Genomic DNA, 14,787 nt, shown 5'->3' with positions numbered 1-14,787 from the left:
ATTTATTATGTGTAATAAATATCCGCAATCACCGCGCGTTCGACGTCCCGGACGACAACGCGTTCGAGCGGGTCGCGTCCAGGCTCATGCCCGCGGTCGAGTCCCGGGTGCGGAACAACACGGTCATGGAGTTCGGCGGCGGCGCCTGGGGCAAGAAGCCCCGCTGCGACGAGGCCGCCTGCCCGTGGCGCGAGTGGTGTCACGCCTACCAGACCGGGGATTTTACGGCCCCGGACGTGCCCGAGCAGCCCAGCTTCGAGGGGAACCGCCGGCAGTTCCGCGGGCGGATCGTCCGTCTCCTCGGCGAGCGCGACGAGGTCGTCGTGTCGCTCCGTCCCTGAGAGCCCTCGTCGCCGGCGGCGAGCGGCGCCCCGGGAACCGTCACCCGTTTATTACGGGAGCGGGAAGGATCGCCCATGAGCGAGACCGTCGACTCGGATCTGTACACCCGGACGAAGGCCCTGTTAGAGCCCGGCGACATCGAGTTAGTGGGCTGTATCGTCCACACGGACCTCGACGGGCAGCAGGACTTAGAGATGCACGAGCTGACGGTCGCCGCCAACGAGGTCATCGCCGACCACGCCGACAAGGGCGAGACGTACATCGAGGCGGGCAACGACGACACGAACTTCTCGTCGAACCAGTTCCAGGGGCTGACGCTCGACGGCGAGGAGTTCGTCTGGGAGTGTCAGCAGCTCCTCCGCGACAGCGCCTTCGACATCGTGTTCTACTACGAGGCGAACGTCGACCAAGAGGCGCTCGCGGCCGATCTCGCGGACCTTGACGACGTCGACCGCGTGACGCAGGTGCCCTGAGCGAGAGCGACGGCGACCACCGAATCCGAACTGAACCCGAATTCCGTGAGCGACACCGTTCTAATCCCCGGCGGCCGCGACGTGCGCGCCACGCTCGACACCGCGGCGAGCGACGGCGCCCGGGAGGACTCCGGCGACGCGCCCCGAGCCGACGCGGTCGTCGTCGCCTGCCCGCCGCACCCGCAGCAGCGCGGCCACCGCGGCGACGGGCGGCTGGTCGCGGTGAGCGACGCGCTGACCGACCGCGGAGTCGACTGCCTCCGGTTCGACTACGGCGACTGGGACGAGGGGTACGGCGAGACCACCGACGCGGACGCGGCGGTCGGCTGGGCGCTCGACCGCTACGACCGCGTCGGCCTGTTCGGCTTCTCGTTCGGCGGGACGGTCGCGCTCGTCGCCGCCGCGTCCCGGCCCGAACTCGCGGGCGTCTGCGCGCTCGCCCCGACCGCGCGACTGAACGCCGACGTCGACGCGGTCGCGGCGCTCGACGAGGTCGTCGGGCGCAACACTCCTGTTCGGATCCTGTACGCGACGCGCGACTCGACGGCCGACTGGAAGCCCGTCGTCGAGCGCGCAGAGGAACGGGGAGTCGAGACGGTCGCGTTCGAGTCCGACCACTTCTTCGTCGGGCGGAGCGGGGAGGTGGGCGAGGCGGCCGCGGCGTTTCTCGGGGCGAGGATTCGGCAGCGTTCCTCGGGGCCGGGCTGAGCGGCGAGTAACTGCTCAGTTGTATCCGCGCCAGCGGTGGCCGCACTCCTTACACTTAAAAAAGCGCGTCGGCGGCTCGTCGGCGGCGCCGGTCTGTTTGATCGTGTACCACGCCTCGCCGTGGCCGCACTCGTCGCAGACGACGTCGGTCGCGGTCGGCTTCCCCTCGAAGTTGGCGCCCTCCTCCGTCTCGATCACCTCCTCGCCGGTCTGTTCGGTCGTCGACTCGAACTCGGCGGCGAGCGCCTCGTCGCGCTCGGTCGTCGCGCCGCAGTCGTCGTTCTGACACACCATCTCCCCGTCGCGAGAGACCATCATCGAGCCGCAGTCGTCACAGAACTGCATATCCGTTGGAGACAGGGGATCGAGCGGTATAGGTCCGGTGGGTCCGGCCGGATACGCGGTCGTCTCGGTCGCATCGCCCGTGGGCTTCCGCTCGTCTCGTGTTGATCCCGCGCGTATCCATCGGTCTCGAATCGCGAAACTGACAAGTAATGTGACACAGTTGATCAGCGTATTGTGTGGTCGCGCTCGCGGATCCGTCTGGTCGCCGTCGCCATCGTGATCGTCCTCGCCGGGGCCGCGGTCCTGATCTCCCCGGCCAGCGGCGTGGCGCCGGCCGGCGAGGACAGAGCGGCGCTCGATACCGGAGCCGTCGGTGCGTCGCCACAGGCCGACCCGGCGCCGCTCCCCGAGTACGATATCGAGACGATCGCCTACTGCGAGGAGGTTCGGGACGCGGACGGGGACGGGAACGCCGACTGTCTCGGGCGCGGTGACGCGTTCGAGACCGGTTCGACGTTACACCCGTACGTCGTTCTCGGGAACGTCAGCGAGAGCCATGAGGTGCGGTGGCACGTCGATACGCCGTCAGACCAGTACACCCTCACGTCGACCGTCGAGCCCGGGGACACCGTCGTGTCCTACAGTTCGATTGGCGGTGTAGAAAGCGGGGAGATGGAAATTCGGGTGTCGATCGACGGTCGCGACAGATCCCTAGACAGCCTCTACGTTGGCGAACCGCCGACCGCGACGTTCACAACCACGCCGGCGGCGCCGGAGCCGGGCGACACAGTCCGGTTCGACGCGTCGAACTCGTCCGGCGAGAGCGTGAACCTCGACTACGCTTGGGACCTCAACGGGGACGGCACGACCGACGCGACCGGAGAGCGCGTGACGACCTCGTTCTCGGAGGGTGGCCGTCACCGGAACGTCACGCTCAGGGTGACAGACAGGTACGAGCTCTCCGACAGCGTGTCCGAACTCGTGTACGTCAACATCCCTCCGGTCGCGAACTTCACGGCGTCGAGCGACCGCATCCAACAGGGGCGGTCGGTTCAGTTCGTCGCGTCGGGGCGCGACCCGGACGGACGGATCGAGTCGTTCGAGTGGCGCTTCGGCGCGAACCGGACCGTCGACGCGAGGGGCCGGACGGTCGAGACGATCCCGACCGAGAGCGGCCGATTCACCGTCTCGCTCACCGCCGTCGACGAGATGGGGGCTGACGCGACCGTCACGAGGACGTTCGACGTGCGGGACGACTCCGACGGTGACGGGCTCGTCGACGAGCGGGAACGGGAACTCGGAACGGACCCGACGGCGGCGGACACGGACGGTGACGGGCTCCACGACGGTCGTGAGGTCGAGCTGGGAGCGGACCCGACGGCACCTGATACGGACGGTGACGGACTCAGCGATGGACGAGAGGTCGAGCTGGGAGCCGACCCGACGGCGGCGGACACGGACGGCGACGGGCTCGACGACGCACGCGAGGTCGAACTCGGAACGGATCCGGCGGCGGCGGACACGGACGGCGACGGGCTCGACGACGCACGCGAGGTCGAACTTGGAACGGACCCGACGGCGCCCGATACGGACGGCGACGGCCTCGGCGACAGACGGGAGGTCGAGCTGGGAGCGGACCCGACGGCGGCCGATACGGACGGCGACGGCCTCGAGGACGGGCGCGAGGTAGATCTGGGAGCAGATCCGACGGCCGCCGACACGGACGACGACGGGATCGACGACGCCCGCGAGGTCATACTCGAAACGGATCCGGCGGCGGCGGACACGGACGACGACGGGCTCGACGACGCCCGAGAAATCGAACTCGGAACGGATCCGGCGGCGGCGGACACGGACGACGACGAGCTCGACGACGGACCGGAGGTTCAGCGCGGCCTCGATCCGCTCGACGCCGACATGGACGACGACGGCGTCCTCGACGGTGAAGAGCTCGAACAGGGCAGCAGTCCGCGAGCCTCCGACACGGACGATGACCTGTTCGCCGACGGGATCGACCCGTTCCCGTCGCTGGTCTGGCTCCCGCTCGGGTTGGTCCAACTCCTCGCTACCGTCGCGTTGTACGCCGGTGCGATCCGATTCTGATGAGTCGCGGGCGACGGCTCAGGGGTGCCAGTGGCCGCGAAGGACCCAAACGCCGACCGCGACCCAGAAGCCGGACACGTGGGCCGCGGCGCCGGCGAGGACGACGACGATCTCGAGGCTCGGGGTCGCGTAGCCGTACAGTTCCGCGCCGGTGACGCACGCGGCGAATCCGAGGAGCGTCGGCACCCGGTAGTCGTTGCTGAGCGGTCGGACGCGCCACCAGACTCCGAGCGACGTCACGCCGACCGCGACGAGCGTGTACGTCAGCCCGAGCGTCACGGTCTGGCCCGTCGCGGAAGCGACTCCGGAGCGATAGACGAAGAGACCGGCACCGGAGAGGAGGACGGAGAACACCGCTGCGAGGTGGGAGACGCGCGTCCGGAGGTGACCTCCTCCCGGAAGCGATCGCTGCTGGAACGCGTGTGCGACTTTCCGGTAGAAGTGGGCGGCCGCCGCGCCCTCCGTGGCGTGAAAGAGGAGGTAGAGGTACGCCGCGTAGACGTCGTACGACCCCCTGAGGACCGCGATCGACGTGAGCCAGTATCCCGTGCTGAGGAGCGTCCCGCCGACCAGAAGCGCGCGTCGGCTCGTCATCCCTCGGAGCGCCCTCGCGACACCGCCGGTCAGGAGGACGCCGAGCCCGACCACCATCAGTCGGACCGGAAGCGCCCCCGGATCGGGCGCCAGGAACCAGTCGAGGACGATCCCGATCACGGCGCGTCCCACACGATCTCGCGGAAGAGGTTGACACAGACGGCCAGCGGGAGCAACACGGCGAGCGCCGTCCCGAACAGCCGGGTCCAGCGGAGGTACGTGCCAGACCAGCCGTACCAGACCATCGCGCCGAGAGCGAGGACGACGAGCGTGCTGGCCCGCGCGCTCAGCCCGACGGACCGAGAGAGCCGGTCGCTGAACACGACCCCGACGCCGACGAACAGACAGATGACGCCGTACCGGAGAAGGACTCCGCTGCTCCCGTCGAAGAGCACCTCAGTCATGTTTGCGCGTTTCGGAACCGGCTGAGAATACGCTCGCCGTACCGTCGTCGGGCGCCTCGGTCGCGTGTCGGGTGGCGGACATCTACTCCTTGCGCCGGATCGACGTCGATCCGCTGTCGGTCGTTTCGGAGGTGCCTCCGGAGTCAGTCACTCCGGAGGTACCCCCGCTGTCGGTCCTTCCGGTAGTCGAACGGTCGTTCGACACCGCCTCCGTCGCCTCGATGCTCTCGATGTCGCCCCCGAGAGGATTTTCGGCGGAACACCACGGACAGACGACCGGGTCCGTGGTCCCGTCCCAGCAGGCCAGGTTGTCACAGTCCGCACAGACGAACAGGCCGGTGTTCGAACAGTGCGGACACCCCTCGTACTCCGGCGGGAACTCGAACGGGCCGGACACCTGTGCGGCGGAGGGCGACCCGCCACCGTCACCGTCGCCGGTCGGGACCGAGGTGCTCGTGGCCGCCCACGCGCTACCTCGCTTCTCGAACCGGACCACGAACGGGTCTTCCGAGTACATACACCGCGCCGAAGCGCGGACGACGCTCGAGGAGGCGTCGCCCTCGTCCGTCCGGTCGGTCCCCTCGTCGCTGATCTCCTCGACGATGTCCGCGGCCGTGTCGATGAGTCCCATCGTGTAGCTCATCCGTACAATCGCATTTAGAAGTTACTCCGCCGCGGACGTCGGGTCGGCGAGCGCGAGTCGACGGGTCAGCGCCAAGAGAGGACCCGAGGAGGACGGGGCACGTCGCGGCGTCACTCCCGGGAAACCCTTCTGTCGCGGTAGGTCTCGCGATACGCGCGCGACGCCCTGATCTCGTCCAGTCGCTGGACCGTGTCCTGCGAAACCCGCTTCGCTCGCTGCCGGAGCCGCTCCCGGAGTTCGTCGCTCACGGGCCCGTCGAGTCGTTCGCACGCCTCTTCGAAGGCCTCCTCGGTCAGCCGACGCGTCACCGTCTCGATCTCTTCGTCGTCGACGTGACTCACGTCGACGTTCCGGATCACCCCGGCCTCGGCACCGCGTTCGTCCCCGCCGCTCACGAGCCCACTCACCCGGTCGAAGAGCCGGCCGCCCTCCGCGTCGCCCTCGTCGACGAGACCGACGCTCGGGTCGACGGCGTCCGTGAGCGTCTCTACGGCGCGCCGCTGAACGACGGCTTCGAACGCGGCGAGGGTCGTCCAGTAGTCGTCGACGAACGCCGTCCACAGGTCCCAGTAGAACTCGACCTTGGTCTCGTCGAGGCCGGGTGCCCGCTTCGTGTCGAAGTGGTCGCGGAACGCCTCGAGCGACATCCCGAACTCGTCTCTGTTCGTCGCCTGCTTGAACGTCGGACGGAGGTGCTCGCTGTGACTCTCGATCAACTCGTTCAGCTCCTCCTCGTAGGTGGGGAGGTCCTCCCAGGTCAGCGTCTCGTCCGCCGCGGCCGCCCGGATGGTCTCGACGAGCTCCGTGACGTCGTACGGCTCCCCCGACCTGCCGCCGACAGCGTCGAAGTGATAGGGGTCGCCCTCGTCGTCCACTCGCGAGACGAACCGGACGTTCGAGAGGGTCCCGTCGACCAGTCGTGCCATCCTGTCGACCCCGTCGATCGATACTTTGAACGGGTCAGTCCCCCGACGATACTGTTCCCAGAACTGCGCGACGAACGCAACGTCGTCGTCCGAGAGCGTTCCGGTTCGCTCCGGAGGCGCCGGGCCTTCGCCCGGACGCCCGCTGCGGTCGGTCTCGTCCACCTCGGAGGAGTTCTCGGCCGGGTCGGCGGGAGAGACTTCCGGTGGACTGTCGTCCCTGCCGTGTTCCGCCGACCAGTTCGGCACGTCGCCGTCGCTGCCCTCGTCGGTGCGGCCGTGTTCGTCGGTGCGGCCGGGCTCGTCAGCGCCCGGTGCCGCACCCCCGGTCGGCGGTCGGTCCGACTTGGACGACTCCGATCGGCCCGTCTCGGGCTTCGCGCGACGGTCTCCTTCCGATCCGTCGGCGGTACCCCCCGCGGGGTCGCCGTCGACGCGGACCGATACGGTGACGGTCGATTCGACGGACTGGTCCTTCTCCGTGATCTGTTGACTCCGCTCGAACAGCTCGCTCGCTAGGTCCTTGACCGAGACGTCGCGGAGGTTCTCAACCGGCGTCGCGTACAGGTCGAAGAAGCACTCGCCCGATCTGACCGAGTCCCACTCGACGAGCCGGCCGAAGACGAACGTCCGGTCGTCGACACCCTCGAAGAAGTACCCCTCTTTGCGGTACAGCGCCATATCGGCGCCGTCGACGAGTTCGACGATCGCCTGTTCCGCGGCGTCGTCTCGCCCGAGTTTGGTCCCGGCGTGATGCCCCTGAAAGTCGTACAGTCCGTGGCGGAACTCGATGTCCTGATACATAGTTCGTCACGTGGTGTTCTTGAGCCAGCGACCGACGTTTTCGAACCCCTTGAGCACGACCTTGCCCTGTGAGTGTTCGATCTCGTCTCGGTTGCCCTCCGGAACGGAGACGCCGAAGAGGTCCATGCTCTTGTCTCGCGCCTCGCTGACGAGTTCGAGCACGTCGTCGCCCTTATTCCCCGGAACCTGTCGGTCGATCTCTCTGACCAGGTCGTCGTCGAAGTACCGCGTGTTGACGCTCCCCCGTCCGAGGAGACTGACACTGTAGTCAGTAGGGTCATAATCGAGCATATCCGTCGCGGTGAACAGCAACAGCCCCGTCTTGTCGTCGGCGGCAGCCAGCCGCAACAGCTCGGCGTCGATGATGCCGTCGATGTCGTCGCGGAACATCTTCTTGTAGAGGTTATACAGGAATATCACTCGGTCGCTCCGGAGGTAGTGGTAAAGGTACGCCCACTCCCACTCCTCGGTGTTTATCGCCTTCGTGTCGTCGTTTATCCGCTCTCTGATTGCCCCCCGCTGCGGACTGATACCGTCCGACTGGTACTTCTCGCGGACCTCGTCTTCGTCGTAGTCATCGTCTCGAATCCGCTGTACCGCGGCTTCCTGTGCTTCGCCGGGAATGTCCATCGCCGCGACGGTGATCGTCTTCGCCATGGACTGGTCGGCGTTGAGGTTGAACTCGACGATATAAGTGTCGCGGCGGTCGGTCTGTGCGGGATACCGGTAGGAGCCCCGCATACGTTCGACGATCTCGTCTTCGAACTCCATTTCGTCGCCGTAGGTCACGCTGTAGTTTCCGACGAGGTCGTCCGTCGAGACGGCGTTGCTGATCAGGTCACGCCAGGAGCTCGATCCGACGGCGCTCGACCGCTTCGACTGTTTGATCTTGATCGCCATCGCGCCGAGGAACGTCGATTTCCCGCCGCGCTGGCCCGCCATCAACATCACCTCATCCGGGTTCTCGCTCACAGTCCCCACCCCTGCGAGCCCGCACTCCCCGACATCGCTTTCCGGTACTCCGTGCGGAGGGTTTTCAGGAGGAGTCCGACCATAACGGTAGTGAACACGGGGGGCAAGATAAATAGGAGGTCCTGAGTCTCCAGGTACGCGCGCCCCATTATCCAGATGGTGTAGCCGTACATCTCGACGAGGAGGAACGCGATGGCAGCAAGAAAGTGCGTGCTCTTTCCGGTGAAGAACCGGAAGTACGCGACGCTCCCGAACAGGACCGTCGCGCCGATCATCCCGTTCAACACGACCCGAACGGGCGAGACGGCCACGGTGATGAAGACCGCGAGGAAGAAGAAGATCGCGGTGGCGCGTCCCTGCGGGGTGTCCGCTTGGAGAAAGAGGATCGGCATCGTCCCGATCAGTACGTGCGCGATGGAGTAGTGTAACTCGATGAGGTCGGCGGAGAAGATCGTAGGAAGCATTCCGCGGTATATTGCCGTACTCGCTCCGATGAGGCCACCGAAAACGACGATGAGCCCCACGTTGATCAACTCGTCTTTGTTCATACAGTTCCGGTCGTAACCTTCGAACATAATTGCTTTGCCAAGTCCCTCGGTCGGTGCCTCCGAGGGGGAGCCCGCGGATATCATCAGAAAAGACATAAGACGGCGGTTACGGGTGCCTTCCCGGAGACAAGAGGTGTCACTCCCGGAGTCCGAGTCCTCTCCGAACGTTCGGTTAGATTTCCCGGAAGCCAGCGACGCGCCGCAGCGGCACCGTCACCGTCGGTCGTCGCGTGTTCCGGAGTCGGGGTGATCCCCTTCGGCCGCGGGGTCGTCGACCGACCGCCGTTCGGTCGCCGTCGCTCCCCGCGGGCGCTCGTCGGTCGACGCCGAGTCGGCCGCGGACTCCCTCGGTTCGTCGCCGGTCGTTTCTGCGTCCTCGGTCGCCGTCTCGGGAGCGTCGTCAGCGCTCGTCTCGCCGTCTTCGTCGGTCGGCTCGCCGTCGTCAGCGCTCGTCTCGCCGTCTTCGTCGGTCGGCTCGCCGTCGTCAGCGCTCGTCTCGCCGTCCTCGTCGGTCGGCTCCTCTCCCTCGGTGGCAGCCGACTCGGAGTCCTCCGCGGACCGCTCGTCCGTCGTCTCCGGTTCGCCTTTGCTGATGGTGACGTCGGCCGTCTGTTCGACGAAGTCACCGATGCGGAATCCCGGTTTCCGGACCTCCAACACCGTGTCGTCGGGTTGTTCCGACCGGCGCGTGTCCCAGACGGTGTGTTCCTCGAGGTCCTTGTCGTCGCCGGGCTCCGGCGCTATCGGTTCGACGCCGAGGCGGCGCATACCGGCGGTGAACTCCTTGAGGAGGTTCTCGACGTCGGACGGGTCGAGGGTAGCGTCCGCCTGGGCCGTGTGCCAGAGGTTGTACCGGACGCTCATAATCCGCCCCAGGATCGACCGCGGCGAGAGGTCCTCGATGGGGTCGCCGTCGGTCTCGGCGCGGGTCGCGAGCGTCGCGTCGTCCGCGACGGACGTGTCGAGGTCCGAAGGGTCCGCTTCGAGGCACGTGAGCCTCGGCGCCGTTTCTGTCGGCGGATCGAGAGAGAGCGTCGCGTCGCCGTCCGCTGGGAGCGAGGGTGAGACCTCGACGCCCCCCGCCGCCTCGGAGCGAGCCGTCACGGACAGCGTGACGCGCCCCTCGCCGGCCTGCCGCGGCGGGATGCCGGCTATCTCGTAGGACCCCTCCGCCGTGACTTCGCCGGAACCCCGGTGTCTGCTCGCCACCGTCACGCTGCCTCGCGTCTGATCGTCCCGCGTCGTCTTGAGGGTCACTTCTCGGGAGGTGCCGACCGGGACGGACCCGGGCACGACCGTCTCGAAGGTCTCTCCCTCGTCGGTCGGGACGAGGACACCGACGTCCCTGTCGAGGGTGTCCAGACGGACCGGCGACTGCCCAGCCTCGCGGAACTGATTCGCGAGTATCGCCGCCCCGCGAACCGAGGCCGTCTCGCGTCCTCCGAGGCGAGGTTCGCTCAGCGGTCGGTCGAGGAACCCCGAGAGGGCGTTCGCGATTGGCACCGGGTCGACCCCGGGCCCGGCGACGACCACCTTATCTACGTCCGACCGACCGACGTCGGTTGCGTCGAAGAGGTCCCGGAGCCGCCCGATGACCGCCTTCTCGACGGGTTCGATCGCCTCGTACGTGTCGGACATGTCCACGTTGACGTCGACTCCGAGAGTCCGCCCGTCGTCGCTCGTCAGCCCGGGCACCTCCTCCGCCGAGATCGACCCGTCGGCGTCGTTCGTGACGGTCGCAAGCGCGTCGTCGGCCGCCTCGCGGAGGTGTTCGATCGAGCGCTCATCGTAGGTCACCCGTCGGTTCTCCTCGCGGGCGGTCCGCTCGATGGCCCACTCCGCGAGCGCCTTGTCCATGGCGTCGCGGCCGACCCCTGCCTCGCCGACCCGCGAGACGACGCGATAGGTCGCCTCGTCGGGGTCGACTCGGACGAGCGCCGCGTCGAACCAGTGGGATCCGACGTCCACGACGACCAGTAGCTGCGGCTCCGAGATGGCTGGGAACTCCGCGGCGGCGACGGCGACCGGGGCCCTGACGACGGCCCCGACGTCGATCCCGGCCGCTTCGAGCGCCCGGGAGACGGCGTCGCGGTCCTCGCGGTCGTAGACTCCGGGAACCGAGACCACCGCGTTCGGAGGCAATCCTTCGCCCGGTAGTTCGGTTTCGAGCGCCGACGCCGCGGTCGGCGCGCTCTCTCGCCACCCGTCGACCAGGTCGGCGAACAGCGATTCGACCTCGAGTTCGAACCGGGCGGTGTCGCCCGAGAGGTACTCCGGTCGGCCGTCTCCGTACCGCGGGAGGACGGGGATTCGTCGGTTCGGCTCCGGCTCGAGGCCGGGCGGGCGGGCCCGGACGCCGTCCTCGGTCGCGTGTAGCTCCGGGGGCGAGCGCGGCTCGCCGGTCGGTCCCGCGAGCAGCTCCGCTTCCCGCCCGTCGCTGAGCGCGCCGGCGATACCCGCCGCTCGAAAGTCGATCCCGAGTCCGATGGGAGTGGAGTTCGTATCTGTCATGGAAACCGGTTGCGTGCGGGAAACGACCCCCGCGCAGACGGTGAATCGAGACCGTCAGTCTCTCGTGACCGAATCGTCGTGCGTCTCCTCGCTCCGCTGGATATGGCCTTCAATCTCCTTCTCGGTGAGACCGATCTCCAGCGTCGTTTCAGCCTTCCGACCGGTGTCGAGGTTCGTCGCCTCGGCGTGGAGTTTCCCCTCTTCGTCGACGGTGAACGTCACTTCGAACTCGGGGTCGGACCCCTCGTCGAGGTTCTTCAGTTCGAACTCCCCGAGCTTGTCGTTCTCTTCTGCGAGCGCCTTGCCGCCCTCCAGGATCTCGATGGTGATCTTCGGTGACTGCTTGTCGACCTTGCGGAACCCGCGCTTCGACTCGGAGGCCTTGACCGGGGTCTGCTCCGACAGGATCATTTCGAACGTCTCCTTGTCGTTGTCGGGATCGACCGTTTTCAGCCCGATATCTCTCGGAAGCACAATACTTCCACCACCGCCCCCCTGCGGTTCAAGTTCGGTCTGAATGGCGGCCCCCTCTGCGACGACGTAGTCCTGATCGACTCCCTTCGACGCCTCCATCCCGAAGTAGTCCTCCACGCGCTCCTGGACCTTGGGGATCCGAGTCGACCCGCCGACGAGCAGCAGTTCGTCAACGTCCTCTTTCGTGGCGTCGACCTTCTCGTGGTCGAACAGCGCGTCGACGTAGTCAAACGTCTCATCGACGAGGTGTTCGGTTATTTCGTCAAACTCGTCCCGTGAGAGATCTATATTGAACGTATCACCTGGGCCGACCATGGGGGAGATAGATCCGGACTCGGTCTGCGAGAGATCGTGTTTCAGATCGGTCACCTTCTCGTAGACGTCCGCCTTCATCGCGCTGTTGTCCTCCGGATCCGGGTGTCCCGCATCGATCATCTCGCCCCGAACGTGGTCGTACAGTTCGTCGTCGAAGTCCTCACCGCCGAGCCGCTGGCCGCCCTTGACTCCCTCGACCTCAAACTCACCGTCCGGCGTGACGTTCATCAGCGTCGCGTCGAACGTCCCACCGCCCATGTCGTAGACGAAGACAGTGCCAGCGCCCGTGTCGCCGATCCCGTAGCGGAGACACGCGCTGGTCGGCTCGTTGAGAAGTTCGATATCTTCTTTGTCGAATTCCGCTATTTTGGCCGCGTTGAGGGTTGCGTTCCGCTCTTTCGGTCCAAAGTAGGCTGGAACGGTGACGACCATCTCCTCGACGTCCTCGCCCGTCGCCTCCTCGGCGTCAGCGACGAGTTTCTTGAGAATCTCCGCCGATATCGCCTCGGGACCCCACTCCTCGCCGTCGATATCGACGGCCCAGTCCTGGTCACCCATGTGTCGCTTGACGCGCGGGACGGTCCGGTCCGGTACCTCCATCTGGTTGCGTTTAGCGGTCGTGCCGACGATGACGCCCCCGTCGTCTGGGAACTGAACGACGGAGGGCGTCTTGCGCTCGCCGCGCTCGTTCTCGAGGATTTCGGGATCGCCGTTCTCGTCGAGTCTGGCGACGACGCTGTTCGTCGTGCCGAGGTCTACGCCGATTTGCATGAGACACGCTGATATATTTGCCAACCCACAATAATCTTTAGGTGACCAGATCCGGATCTGATACTGATAGCATTCCCGTTACGGCGTCACCCGAATCGTCTCGCTGTCGTAGCGGTCGAACTGGTCGTTGTCGGGGCGCGCGTACACCTCGATGAACTGGGGGTTGTCGACGTCGAACTCGAAGGTGACTTCGCCGTTCCCGTCCGTCTCCTTGCGCTGGTCGCGTTCGTCTTTCGCGTAGACGGTCGTGTTTGCCAGTTCGTTTCCGAGTTCGTCGACGACGCGGAATGTGACTGGGTCGCCGGCAGAGACCGATCTCGGGGCGTTGACGCTCTCTAAGAACAGTTCCTTCGTGCGCTGTTTGACGTTCACGTACTCCGTGTGGCTCTCGTAGCTGGCGCGTTCGTCCGGCGGCTTCGACGTCTTGAGCCGCTTTTGCCCCTGGCCGTTGAACGTCACCGTCGCCCGACCGTCGTCGTCCGTCTCGGCCGACGTCCCGTCCTCGGCCTCGACGGTCGCGCCCTCGACCGGACCGCCGCCGACTGAAATCACCTTCGCGACGACGTCGTCGCCCGCCTCGATGTCGCGGCCGTCCTCGGTCGAGTCGTACTCCGAGATCCGGAGCTGTTCCGTGGTCCGCTCGACGTCGACGGAACACGATCCCTGCCCGAACACAGTCTGCTCGGTGTCAGATTTCGAGGCGACGACGGTCGTCTTCCCGAAGGAGCTGAACGTCAGGCGCGCGACGCCGTCGCCGTCCGTCTCGGCGACATCGCCGTCGAACGACCGGACGGTTGCGTGCTGGACGCCGTCCCCGCCCGCGGTGACCTCGAAACGGACGGAATCGCCGACGACCGGAGTGTCGAGCACTCGGATATCCAGATCGCTCGTCCGCTTCGTCACCTCGACCTCGGTGCGGGCGTCGGTGAAGGTGAGCCCCCCGGTGTCTCCCTTCGAGGCCGTCACGGTTCGCGTCCCGGGCGTGACGTCGCCGAACGAGAGCGTTACCTCGCCGTCGTCGTCGGTCGTCCCGCCGGCCGAACCGACCGAGACGGTCACTCCGCGAACCGGCGACCTATCCTCGTCAATCACCTTGAACGTCCCGCGCGCGTCGACGGAGAGCCGTGTCGGCGACTGGTCGAAGCGCAGGTCGACCTGTCGCTGTTTGACCGACACGGTCGCCTCGGCGTCCGAGAACTCCTTCGCCGACGACGGCGGCTTGGACGCTTCGACGGTGAGCCCGCCGACGCGGTCGGCCGTCAGCGTCGCCTCGCCGTTCCCGTCGGTCGACGTCGAGGACCCGGCGTCGGTCGTGACCGTCACATCACCTTGGGGGTTGCCGTTGGAGTCGACGACTCGGACCGCGAACTCCTCGCCGACCTCGACCGCGTCTGGACACGCGGCGAACGAGAGCGATTCGCTCTGGCGTTCGACTTCCACCTCGGCCTCGCCCTTCTTGTACTCGTGGTCGGGATCGGGATGCTGTTTCTTTTTCGCGACGATTTCGACGGTTCCCACGTCCTTGAACCGAATACTCTCGGTGCCGTCGTCGTCGGTTTTCGCCATCCGCCGGCCGTCGCCCGCTCGCTGGAGTCCTACCCCGGCAACCCCGTCGTCCGTGTGGTCGGTCACCCGAAAAGTGACCTCACCGCCGACCGAAACCGTGTCCGGAGTCGCCGAGACGAGGAGCGGCACGACCGTCGTGTCGCCGACCTCGACGGGACTGGGACGCTTCTGGATCTCCTCGAACGCCTCGTTGATCGCCGTCCGGGCGTCGTGGTCGTCCGAGTACTTGTCCAGAAGGCTGCGGGCGCGGTTCTCCACCTCGTCCTCTGTTGCGCCGCGCGAGAGCCCCAGCACGTCGTACGGGTCGTTGGCGTTCAGGTCCTCCCCGGCCATCGATACGACTGTTCGGCG

General features: G+C 66.7%; 13 protein-coding genes and 1 pseudogene. 4 read left to right on the top strand and 10 right to left on the bottom strand.

All coding sequences use genetic code 11. From position 1 onward, the window contains the following. Nucleotides 1–29: 29 nt before the first annotated feature. The 3 genes and pseudogenes from DVK07_RS23225 to DVK07_RS05690 all read left to right on the top strand — a co-directional run. Nucleotides 30–320 (top strand): annotated as a pseudogene (locus DVK07_RS23225) (hypothetical protein); the annotation flags it as partial. Between the two features lie 96 nt (nt 321–416). Continuing rightward, a complete protein-coding gene (locus DVK07_RS05695) occupies nt 417–815 on the top strand; it encodes a DUF5778 family protein (RefSeq protein WP_121596149.1) in 399 nt (132 codons plus the stop codon). Between the two features lie 45 nt (nt 816–860). Beyond that, entirely contained in the window at nt 861–1,523 is a 663-nt protein-coding gene (locus DVK07_RS05690) for an alpha/beta hydrolase (RefSeq protein WP_121596148.1), read from the top strand. Between the two features lie 15 nt (nt 1,524–1,538). Here the strand turns inward: DVK07_RS05690 and DVK07_RS05685 are convergent, their stop codons facing one another. After that, complete coding sequence (locus tag DVK07_RS05685) at nt 1,539–1,868, bottom strand: transcription factor S (RefSeq protein WP_121596147.1); 330 nt, start codon at nt 1,866–1,868, stop codon at nt 1,539–1,541. A 174-nt stretch (nt 1,869–2,042) separates the two neighbouring features. Here DVK07_RS05685 and DVK07_RS05680 point away from each other — a divergent pair, with 174 nt between their 5' ends. Next, on the top strand, nt 2,043–3,911 hold the full coding sequence (locus tag DVK07_RS05680) for a PKD domain-containing protein (RefSeq protein WP_121596146.1): 1,869 nt from the start codon (nt 2,043–2,045) through the stop codon (nt 3,909–3,911). A gap of 18 nt (nt 3,912–3,929) precedes the next feature. Here the strand turns inward: DVK07_RS05680 and DVK07_RS05675 are convergent, their stop codons facing one another. The 9 genes from DVK07_RS05675 to DVK07_RS05635 all read right to left on the bottom strand — a co-directional run bounded on the left by DVK07_RS05675 (nt 3,930) and on the right by DVK07_RS05635 (nt 14,769). Continuing rightward, nucleotides 3,930–4,637: a hypothetical protein gene (locus DVK07_RS05675; protein ID WP_147441079.1), complete on the bottom strand. Its 708-nt coding sequence runs from the start codon at nt 4,635–4,637 to the stop codon at nt 3,930–3,932. Continuing rightward, nucleotides 4,622–4,909, bottom strand: a complete 288-nt coding sequence (locus DVK07_RS05670; protein WP_121596144.1) for a hypothetical protein — start codon at nt 4,907–4,909, stop codon at nt 4,622–4,624. Before DVK07_RS05670 ends, DVK07_RS05675 begins: the two co-directional genes overlap by 16 nt. An 82-nt stretch (nt 4,910–4,991) precedes the next feature. Then, entirely contained in the window at nt 4,992–5,540 is a 549-nt protein-coding gene (locus tag DVK07_RS05665) for a TerY-C metal binding domain-containing protein (RefSeq protein WP_121596143.1), read from the bottom strand. Nucleotides 5,541–5,662: 122 nt separating this feature from the next. Next, entirely contained in the window at nt 5,663–7,279 is a 1,617-nt protein-coding gene (locus tag DVK07_RS05660; RefSeq protein WP_121596142.1) for a hypothetical protein, read from the bottom strand. A 6-nt stretch (nt 7,280–7,285) separates the two neighbouring features. Then, nucleotides 7,286–8,251: a hypothetical protein gene (locus DVK07_RS05655; protein WP_121596141.1), complete on the bottom strand. Its 966-nt coding sequence runs from the start codon at nt 8,249–8,251 to the stop codon at nt 7,286–7,288. Next, nucleotides 8,248–8,799 (bottom strand): hypothetical protein, encoded by a 552-nt coding sequence (locus tag DVK07_RS05650; protein ID WP_147441078.1) that lies wholly within the window; start codon nt 8,797–8,799, stop codon nt 8,248–8,250. Before DVK07_RS05650 ends, DVK07_RS05655 begins: the two co-directional genes overlap by 4 nt. 213 nt (nt 8,800–9,012) lie before the next feature. Continuing rightward, nucleotides 9,013–11,310, bottom strand: a complete 2,298-nt coding sequence (grpE, locus tag DVK07_RS05645; RefSeq protein ID WP_121596139.1) for a nucleotide exchange factor GrpE — start codon at nt 11,308–11,310, stop codon at nt 9,013–9,015. Between the two features lie 54 nt (nt 11,311–11,364). Beyond that, the gene (locus DVK07_RS05640) at nt 11,365–12,870 is read right to left on the bottom strand and encodes an Hsp70 family protein (RefSeq protein WP_121596138.1); all 1,506 of its coding nucleotides are present in this window, start codon (nt 12,868–12,870) and stop codon (nt 11,365–11,367) included. Between the two features lie 78 nt (nt 12,871–12,948). After that, nucleotides 12,949–14,769: a hypothetical protein gene (locus DVK07_RS05635; protein WP_121596137.1), complete on the bottom strand. Its 1,821-nt coding sequence runs from the start codon at nt 14,767–14,769 to the stop codon at nt 12,949–12,951. Nucleotides 14,770–14,787: the final 18 nt, after the last annotated feature.

The organism is Halorubrum sp. Atlit-26R, assembly GCF_003666015.1.
In the GTDB taxonomy this organism is placed as follows: Archaea; Halobacteriota; Halobacteria; order Halobacteriales; family Haloferacaceae; genus Halorubrum.
Note: the sequence above shows the minus strand (reverse complement) of the source record. Positions and strands in the feature narration are given on the sequence as shown.